Origin of the sequence: Streptomyces sp. LaBMicrA B280 (genome assembly GCF_049222185.1) — a bacterium.
GTDB classification, from domain to species: Bacteria; Actinomycetota; Actinomycetes; order Streptomycetales; family Streptomycetaceae; genus Streptomyces; species Streptomyces murinus.
Genome location: NZ_JBMJCT010000029.1, coordinates 55,720 through 63,673, shown reverse-complemented (window position 1 = coordinate 63,673; position 7,954 = coordinate 55,720). Strand labels below are relative to the sequence as shown.

The 7,954-nt window shown below is 68.9% G+C and carries 12 protein-coding genes; 5 read left to right on the top strand and 7 right to left on the bottom strand.

All coding sequences use genetic code 11. The annotated features are described in order from the left end of the window. The first annotated feature begins 1,264 nt into the window (after positions 1 to 1,264). Together ACLF5H_RS24100 and ACLF5H_RS24095 are read left to right on the top strand one after the other, a co-directional pair. Complete coding sequence (locus ACLF5H_RS24100) at positions 1,265 to 1,927, top strand: MarR family transcriptional regulator (protein ID WP_421678109.1); 663 nt, start codon at positions 1,265 to 1,267, stop codon at positions 1,925 to 1,927. Next, positions 1,921 to 2,337, top strand: coding sequence for a hypothetical protein (locus tag ACLF5H_RS24095; protein ID WP_421678108.1), 417 nt, complete (start codon positions 1,921 to 1,923; stop codon positions 2,335 to 2,337). Before ACLF5H_RS24100 ends, ACLF5H_RS24095 begins: the two co-directional genes overlap by 7 nt. A gap of 398 nt (positions 2,338 to 2,735) precedes the next feature. Here ACLF5H_RS24095 and ACLF5H_RS24090 read toward each other — a convergent pair whose 3' ends face one another. Then, positions 2,736 to 2,903 carry a hypothetical protein gene (locus ACLF5H_RS24090; RefSeq protein ID WP_421678107.1) on the bottom strand — a complete coding sequence of 56 codons (168 nt, stop codon included), beginning with the start codon at positions 2,901 to 2,903 and terminating at the stop codon, positions 2,736 to 2,738. Between the two features lie 55 nt (positions 2,904 to 2,958). On the opposite strand from ACLF5H_RS24090, the gene ACLF5H_RS24085 reads away from it, so the two are divergent. Continuing rightward, on the top strand, positions 2,959 to 3,318 hold the full coding sequence (locus tag ACLF5H_RS24085) for a hypothetical protein (protein ID WP_421678106.1): 360 nt from the start codon (positions 2,959 to 2,961) through the stop codon (positions 3,316 to 3,318). 42 nt (positions 3,319 to 3,360) lie between these two features. Beyond that, on the top strand, positions 3,361 to 3,555 hold the full coding sequence (locus tag ACLF5H_RS24080) for a hypothetical protein (RefSeq protein ID WP_421678105.1): 195 nt from the start codon (positions 3,361 to 3,363) through the stop codon (positions 3,553 to 3,555). A 153-nt stretch (positions 3,556 to 3,708) separates the two neighbouring features. Here the strand turns inward: ACLF5H_RS24080 and ACLF5H_RS24075 are convergent, their stop codons facing one another. Then, complete coding sequence (locus ACLF5H_RS24075) at positions 3,709 to 3,888, bottom strand: hypothetical protein (RefSeq protein WP_421678104.1); 180 nt, start codon at positions 3,886 to 3,888, stop codon at positions 3,709 to 3,711. Between the two features lie 91 nt (positions 3,889 to 3,979). Continuing rightward, positions 3,980 to 5,218, bottom strand: coding sequence for a hypothetical protein (locus tag ACLF5H_RS24070; RefSeq protein WP_421678103.1), 1,239 nt, complete (start codon positions 5,216 to 5,218; stop codon positions 3,980 to 3,982). A 302-nt stretch (positions 5,219 to 5,520) separates the two neighbouring features. Here ACLF5H_RS24070 and ACLF5H_RS24065 point away from each other — a divergent pair, with 302 nt between their 5' ends. After that, positions 5,521 to 6,078 carry a hypothetical protein gene (locus ACLF5H_RS24065; protein WP_421678102.1) on the top strand — a complete coding sequence of 186 codons (558 nt, stop codon included), beginning with the start codon at positions 5,521 to 5,523 and terminating at the stop codon, positions 6,076 to 6,078. A gap of 75 nt (positions 6,079 to 6,153) precedes the next feature. On the opposite strand, the gene ACLF5H_RS24060 is transcribed toward ACLF5H_RS24065, so the two are convergent. The 4 genes from ACLF5H_RS24060 to tpg form a co-directional block, all read right to left on the bottom strand. After that, a complete protein-coding gene (locus ACLF5H_RS24060) occupies positions 6,154 to 6,417 on the bottom strand; it encodes a hypothetical protein (protein WP_421678101.1) in 264 nt (87 codons plus the stop codon). Continuing rightward, positions 6,414 to 6,719, bottom strand: a complete 306-nt coding sequence (locus ACLF5H_RS24055) for a DUF6247 family protein (protein WP_421678112.1) — start codon at positions 6,717 to 6,719, stop codon at positions 6,414 to 6,416. The genes ACLF5H_RS24060 and ACLF5H_RS24055 overlap by 4 nt, the downstream gene beginning before the upstream one ends. A 77-nt stretch (positions 6,720 to 6,796) precedes the next feature. After that, on the bottom strand, positions 6,797 to 7,378 hold the full coding sequence (locus tag ACLF5H_RS24050; RefSeq protein WP_421678100.1) for a hypothetical protein: 582 nt from the start codon (positions 7,376 to 7,378) through the stop codon (positions 6,797 to 6,799). 15 nt (positions 7,379 to 7,393) lie between these two features. Beyond that, complete coding sequence (gene tpg / locus ACLF5H_RS24045; protein WP_421678099.1) at positions 7,394 to 7,951, bottom strand: telomere-protecting terminal protein Tpg; 558 nt, start codon at positions 7,949 to 7,951, stop codon at positions 7,394 to 7,396. Between the last annotated feature and the right edge of the window lie 3 nt (positions 7,952 to 7,954).

Genomic DNA, 7,954 nt, shown 5'->3' with positions numbered 1-7,954 from the left:
TCCGATCTCCCGCGGAGCGGGATATGCCCCGGCAAGCCGGGGCATAGAGCGCGAATTGCGCAAGCGCAATTCGGATTCCCGCGCAAGCGCGGGAATGGAATTCCGCAAGCGGAATTCCGGACGGAATCCAATTCACGCAAGCGCGAATTGGAGGCGACCGCGCAAGCGCGATCACCCGGGCTGGCTATGAGGGGAGGTGCATTACGCTCGGACCTGTGTAGGGCCTGGGGTTCCCAGCCACCACCCTCGCAACGACGGTGACGGACCGTCGGCCCGATCGAGTGCCGGCCCCATCGCAGTGACGGGCTCCGCTGCGCTCCACCCTGACGCCTCCCCTATCCTTGAAACTGGCCGCTGACGTTGACCGATACCCCGTCAGCATACACGGCAACCCACCACGGTGGGGCTGATTACGTGATGCATCACCGGGGCGAGGGAACACACGCCCAGCGTGATGCATCACGCCGACAAGCTGTGTAGCGTTTGGGTTCCTGCCGTTCCACCCCTGGCCTCGGCTAGAAACTCACTGTGTGAATTCGAATTACGCGACCCTGAACAGCTCAGCCGCAGAACGGAAGCCCGATATGGGAATGCCGAAATTCAACGTACGGAGGTACCGGAGCCGAATGGCCCCCGGGCCATTCGGCGGAACCGTCCACGATCCACGACCACGCCTTAGTGCTGCTAAGCGTCACGGCTGGCACCACCCGAGACTCAGAGCCGATGGTGCCGTCCACGACCTGCGCCTGAGCGGCTGAGCCGCACGCGAAGCCGCCTCAGTCGTCGAAGTGGCGGTGCGCAGCAGGGGAGGCCGGCGCGGCCGGGTGGCGCTCGTGCGGGTGAGGGGCCACGGGCGTGCGCACCTGGTGGCTGTGGTGGTTGGTGCCGTCGGAGGCGCTGGCCCCGGTGAGAGCCGAGGCCCTGGTGCGACCCTCGCGCGCGCGTGCGTCTTAGGGAAAAGAAGGCACCTCGCGGAAACGTGCTCTGACCTGGGGTTTTGCGAGAGAGGATGTGTCAGCCGCAACACATTGACCTGCGGAAATGTGCTCGCGGTGCCACACCGACACTCCTATTTGCCAACCCAACTTGTACAAGTGCGGATCGTTGCAGGTGGCGACAGGTTCCCAGGGAACACGGCCCGAATCGGGTGTGTCGGCGTCGACACCAAAGCGCCACGCCAGCGTGTACAAATCTGCCAACTGAGCTTGAACAACTGCTAGTGTCCGGCGCATACCCCACAAGATCGAGGACAGGACCCCCGTCGATGCCACCCCAGCCCAAGCGCCCGTCCACCGGCCGCGGCAAGGGCCGCATCGCTGCCGTTCCGCCCGGTGGTGACAGCGCCTTCCGCGAGACCCTGTCCTCCAGGCTGGGCAAGGACATCAAGCCGCCGACGCGCAAGCGGCCCGTGCAGCAGATGGACGTCAGCGTCCGGTACACGTACCGCGCCCCCCACGACATGTACGGCCGGTCCGGCTACAGCGTGGTCTCCAACGACTTTCTCGCCGACGTCCTGGCGGTGCTCATCGCGCAGCACGGCATGTCGCCGATCCAGTCCGCGGTCCTGCTGTGGTGCATCGGCCGGCAGCGCGAGGGCTGGCTGCGCGCAACGCACAAGAAGATCGCTGACAAGCTGGGCGTGGAGCGGTCGAACGTCACCCGGGCCATCGGCCGGCTGGAGCAGTGGCACATGATCCAGCGCGTCGACAACGGGCTGATCTTCGTGAACCCGATGCTCGGGTTCGAGGGCAACGGCGACGTCCAGCGCGAGATCCTGGACGCGCTGCGCGACCGGGAGACCGGGAAGCTGCCCGAGGACGTCTTCCCCGCCCTCAACGCCCCGCCGCCGCCGCGCAGCGTGCAGCTGGAGCTCGGTGCCGAAGACGGGGAAGATGGAGTCGTCGACGAGGAGGGGCAGGCATGCTGATCCAGGCCAGCGCCGGTTTCGGAATGCTGTACCGGCTGGACCTCACCAAGGCCGCTATGGAGCTGCTGAGTGTCCTCATCGAGCGCCAAGAGCCCGGCGGCGAGGTGAACGCCTCCCAGGCCGAGCTGGGGGCCCGCGTGGGCCTGTCCCGGAACTCCGCGAACACCGCGATGTCGCTGCTGGAGAGCCGGAACCTCGTGCTGCGGCCCAAGGACCGCAAGTACCGGACCTACTACCTCCACCCCTACGTCGCCTCCTACGCCTCCCAGGAAGAACTGGAGGAAGCGATCGAGGACGCCGCCGAACGCATCGAGGCCGGCGAATTGCCCGAGATCACCGCCCCGCTGTACGAGACCGCTCCGCCCAAGCGCCAGAACCAGCCGCTCCGGGCCGTCCGCGCCGCCGGGTGACACCACCCGCATCCGCACCCGGGCGATGACCGACCACGAACTGTGCCCCTACCGCAGACAGATGTGCGGCAGGGGCACACACGTCTGCCCGAGCCGCGCGCACCCGGCGCTGTATGCGGGAGCCGTGCATAGATCCCGCCCGGAACATCGCAGATCTGCGATCTTATGCAGCGCTGGAGCCGGCCCGCCGTCGTACTGAAGTCTGCGGAACAGGAGCCGGCGGCCGGGTGCAGCGGCCCGAGCAGCTTGTGCAGCAGCTGGCCGTCGCTGCACAAGCAGGGCCTGCCTGCTGCACGAGCAACACCCGTGTGCCGCCTGGCCCATGCAAATGCTGCGCTGCACCCGATTCCCGCCGGGCAGCAGACCACGAGGACGACCAGGACCACGAGCAGCAGCGACTACAGCAGAGTCCCGGCCAGGGCCCGGCGATCCCCCGTCAGGGCGTAGCGGCGGGCAGCGAGTCCGTTCTCCACCGTCTCCCCGATCTGGGCGCACAGGAGCGCCAGGACGTCGGCGACCTCGGTGTCGGGGTCCCGGGGGGAGGGGGAGGATTGCGCAATGTGCAAGCCCTGTGTCAGAGTTGCCTTGCACAAAGCGCAAGGCGACAACGAAGGGCCCACCATGACCGTTCGCGTCACCAAGACCCAGGGCCACAAGGCCGAGATCACCTGGACCAAGGACGACGACCCCCGCGGCTACCTCGCCGTCGCCGTCGAGGGCGACCAGCTCGAATCCGCCCTCGCCGCCCTCGGCACGACCGATGACCTCGCTCCGGACGGGGAGTCGCTCGCGGTGATGGCCCGCCACACCAAGGAGCTGGCCCAGCTGCTGGAGCGCCGGGCGGCCGTCCTGGTCGTGCAGCTGCGTGACGAACACCAGATGTCGTGGCCGCAGATCGCCAGCCGCGTCCTCGGCGACCCGGACCGGCACAGCGCGGCCCGGCGCATGTACGACTCCGGGCGCCGGCACCTCGGCCGCTGACCCACCCACCGATCCGCACAACCCAACCAGACGGAGATCACCATGGCGACGAACACGAACGACCGCGACGTGTGGGTCCAGGCTCAGGCGGACGCCCTGTACGAGCAGTTCCGCGCCAAGGAGGCTGCGGCGCAGGCCCCCACCACCCAGGACACCACCACGGTCCAGGGCGACCGCCACGGCATCACCGGCGGCACCCACTACGGGGACCTGCACTTCGAGACCAAGCACAAGTAGCCCCGCGGCAAAGGGTTCGCACCCACAGGTGCGGGCCCTTTCCCATGCCCCCCCGGGGGCGCGGTCGGGCGCGGTCGGCGGCTACGGCTCGCCCGGCCGGGGCGTCCTGGCGAGCAGCTCCAGGAGCGCCGGATCAGCGGTGTGGCGCGCCAGCTACTCCACCTGGACGTAGAGACTCCCCCCGCCCGCGACGATCCGCGCCGCGATGTCGACGTCGTCCATCGCCTCGCGCAGCCCGGTCGTCATCTCCCGGGCGCGGGCCGTGGTGAGGTGGCGGCCGCGCCGGTTCGACGGCGTGCTCCTGGTCCTCGTGGTGCTCGCCCACGACTCCATCGTCCTCCGGGCTGACGGGCGGCACCAGATCAGGACAAAGCACCGGCGCGAGCTCCAGCTCACACCCTCATAGCCTCACAGATCACCGCGTCTACCTGCGGAAATGGGGTGTGAGACTCACAACCCCCCAGCCTTCGCCGGGCTCCAGGCGCTCCTTGCGCGGGCGCGGCAGCGTCGGGACGGGACCGCCGGGGAGGAGGCCCCTGCGGCGCATGGCCTGGTCGCGGCCTCGGCAACGGGCGGTGCAGAACTTACGAGGGTGGCGAGTGGACTCGGGCAGCGGCTGGGCGCAGGTGGGGCAGTGGCCGGCCTCGATGACAGGGGCCAGCTTCTGCAGGAGTCGCCGGACACGGTCTTCGTCGTGCGGGCTGTACGGCTCCGCGTCGGCGCGGCAGCCGGCGAGAAGTTCGGCGAAGACGGAGCGCAGCGCGGTGAGGTCGCGGCGGCAGGTGCCGAGTAGGTCGAGGTACAACTCCACTGGCCAGGTGGCCAGGACGCCGGAGCGGGAGAGGTAGAAGCCGACGGTGTCAATGCGGTAGCGGTCGGCGGTGTCGAGCAGCAGGTAGCCGAGCAGCTGCCAGGCGCTCGCCTTGGGGAAGCGGTGCGGGTGCTTGTCGCTCTTGAAGTCGACGAGGAGCCCGTCGATCACGAGGTCGGCGTCGGCGGTGATCTGCGCACCAGGGAACGTGGGGCCAGGCGTGCAGTCCTCGGGTCGGGTGCGGGCGCGCAAGGAGGCCAGTGGGCTGTCTGCGGCCTGGTGGAGCTGGGCTACGACGCCGGCCACCAGGTCGCGGTGCGGGAGCTGGAGGAGATGGTCGAGGGTGAAGGAGCCGGGGTCCTCGCATGCGGCGAGGTACAGCGGAGTGTGTTCGAAGCCGATTGGGCTGCGGGTGAGGACCTGGTACCAGGCCGTGGCGATGAGGAGGCGAGCCAGGTCTTCCTCCTCATCGTGGCCGCGGTCGATGGGGGTGTCGCGGTTGGCGAGGTCCAGGGCGTGGACGGTGTGCGTCAGTCGCGCGGAGAGCTCGTTGCCGACGGCGCGCATCCGTAGGCCCGTGCCCTGGTAGTCGTGGCCGCTCTGTTCGATGCCGATCGCAGCAGGCAGGTCGACGGGCGCGGCCGTGGTGAACGCGAGGCGAAGCCGGGTGTCGATTGCCGTCCCGGCGGTGCCGCTCTCAGTGCCGACCCCGGGTAAGGGCATCAGGATGCGATCGGCGCGGTGCTGGGACCGGAAGGACTCGCGCAACGGCTTGACGCCGGCGGACAGTTCGCGGTCCAGGAACCGGCGCATCGGGGTGCGGGGGTTGTCGACTCCGCTTTTGAGGCTCATGTACGGGCCCTTCGGCAGGTGCACCACCAGGGGCGGCACGGTGAAGTGGTCACGGAACGCACGGTAGGAACCGGGACTGACACGGTGTCGCCCGGAAGAGGTAGGCGCCGGGTGTTTGTGGCGCGGAGTTCACCCGTTCGTGCGGGGAGAGCGCTCTGCGTGCGGATCGGGGCGCAGCGAGGCGTGGATACGGCGCTGGCTTCGGCGTGGTGGGCGTGGCCGTCTGTTGGCTACTGGTGGATACGGCGGCTGACGTCTGGAGGCGGCGGAGATCTGGCGGCTGCGGGCCTACGATCCGGCCCATGAGTACCGAGATGGGCGATGTCCAGGTTGACCCGCGAGAGTTGCCAGCCGGCAGCTTCACCGCGTCCGATATCGCGAGGATCGAGCTGGGGTCGGCGGCCGAGTCAGCCGCGATGTCCCTTGGGCGATATACGCAGATGCTGGGCGAGGACTTGGCTGTGGCAGGCGACTACGTGCGCCAAGCCGCTCACCGCTGCCGTGACGTGGACTCCCTGGTGTCAGCCGCGGTGATTGCTGAGCGAGTCCGGGGCACCAGCTGGGAGGTGATCGGCGACGCCCTCCGCATGAGTGCCGAAGAGGCGCAGAGGAAGTGGGGACGGGACGAAGCGTCCTGGCATAACCGCAGCGTGGTGGACAGCCTGGTGCTGAAGGACCCCGGCAAGCGCGCTGCGAAGGTCGACCGCTACATCACGACCGACAAGCCCTACCAGTTCGGTACTGCTGTCCGTCGGCCGCTGTCCGCCTCGCTGGACGCTGCTGCTCATCTGACCGGCCGCGATGTTGCCGCCTCAGATCACGCGTTCGCCGGCACCGTCTGTACGGCCTGCAGCCACTGACCGGGCTCCTGTCACACTGAAAACGCCCTGACCCCGGCAGTTGCGATGCCGGGGTCAGGGCACCTGCACGGGTGGCTATCCGAGCCAGGTGATGGTGAGGACGGACAGACGGCGCAGCGGACGGTTCACCCAGTAGGTGAGAGAGAGCTGGCCGACGGAGGCGTGCCGGACGTCCTCGCCCTCGGGGTCCTCTGCATTCCACGGCCGGAAGCCCCACGGATCGCCGGCGGCGGCGTCCAGGACGTCCCACACCATGTCTTCAACGTGCTCGGGCAGGGTGTCGAGGACCTTCGCGGCCGGGGCGGAGAAGCGGACCGCATACGGCTGCTGTTCGGTCACCGGCGCCGCCCGCGGAGCTCCGCCATGTCGATGAAGTCACTGTCGTCGCAGCCGGAGGCGACGAACGCATCGACGGCCGGAGCCGAGGCGAGACGGCCCTGCCACTCCTGGACGACCTCGTACAGCCCGCCGAGGGAGAAGGTGCGGCGGGATTCCTCGAGGGCCGCCGCCCACTGCCGCTCGAAGGCCGGCACCCACTTCTCCGCCCGCTTGTCCGCGCGCAGCTGGGCGAGGAGTTCGGCCGGGGCTCCGGGTGCGGGCGCGTACGGCGTGACGGGGGCGTGGTCGGGCTGCGCGCTCATCTGGTCCTCCCGGCGGGTCGTCACCTCACGGTACGCGCGCCGGGTGGCCGTGGATGCGGACATGAGCCAGATCCCCCTTACCGGGTGCGCAGGGCGCGGGCGACGGCCTGGGCGTGCTCGCGCAGCGGGAGGTCCTGCTTGTCCCAGGTGGCCGCCACGTAGTTGAGGAGTTCGGCCGTCGCTCGTTCCGCGTCGCTCGGGTCGCTGACGATGAGCCGGTCAGCGGCGTAGGCGACATCGGCGGCTGGGGTGGCGTGCTCCTGGTCGTCGACGGAGCGGTAGCAGGCGGTCAGTGTGAGGGTGTACTCGTTGCCGGTGCGGGTGAGCGCGGTGATGGTGTTGAGGTTGAGCGGCCCGAAGGACGGCTGATCGAGGGCGGCCCGGATGAAGTGCCGGTGGTTGCCGATCGCGGCGGCCACGGCGTCCCAGGCGTAGGCCACCCGCTCACCGTCGGGGTCCGGCTCCACGGTGGCAAGGGACAGCTCGAAGCCGGTGCCATCGGCGTCGCGGAACCAGACCGTCTCGTCGCCGGGCGCGGCCGGGGCGACAAAGGTGATGTGCGGGCTGGAGCGCAGCGCGTCGGCGATGCGGACAGCATCGTGGTCGGCATCGAGCATGGGGTTCTTGTCACGGTCGATGGGCGGGAATTCAGTGGTCACGCTTTTCGCTCCTGTCTAGTAGTCCAAGTCCAAATAGTCGATGTCGTTGAGTTCCACGTCCGACAGTCCCATAGCGCGACCACCACCGTCCTGGAAATACACTTCTTTAAATCCTTCAGCGATGATTCCGCGCATGTCCTGGTCGCTGGCCCCCGCGTCGCGGGCGTCGAACAGGCGCTGCGCGTAGGCCGCAGGAAGGTGCACGGTGAGTCGCCGGAACCGTCCGTCGTCGGTGGTGAGGCGGCCGGCCTTGTAACCGAAACGAGCCCGGGTATCCACTGTGATCCCTCCGGCCGCGCCCGCCTGCTTGCGCCGACGTCTGCGGACTTGGGGCTGCCAGCGGGTGCGCACCGCCATGTCGATCTTCGCGGCGATGTCCTCGGGCGGGTTCTTGCGGGCGCCGCGCCTGTACCTGTTGACGGAGTCGGCGGTGACGCCGAGTTCTTCCGCGACCGCTTTCGCCGTTCCCATCTGCCGGAGCAGGTAGTTGATGCGGCCCTGGAGGGTCTTGGGCGGTTCCTTGGTGAACGTCTCCCAACTCGCCCGCTCGATAGCGTCTTCGATCTCCCCCACGGT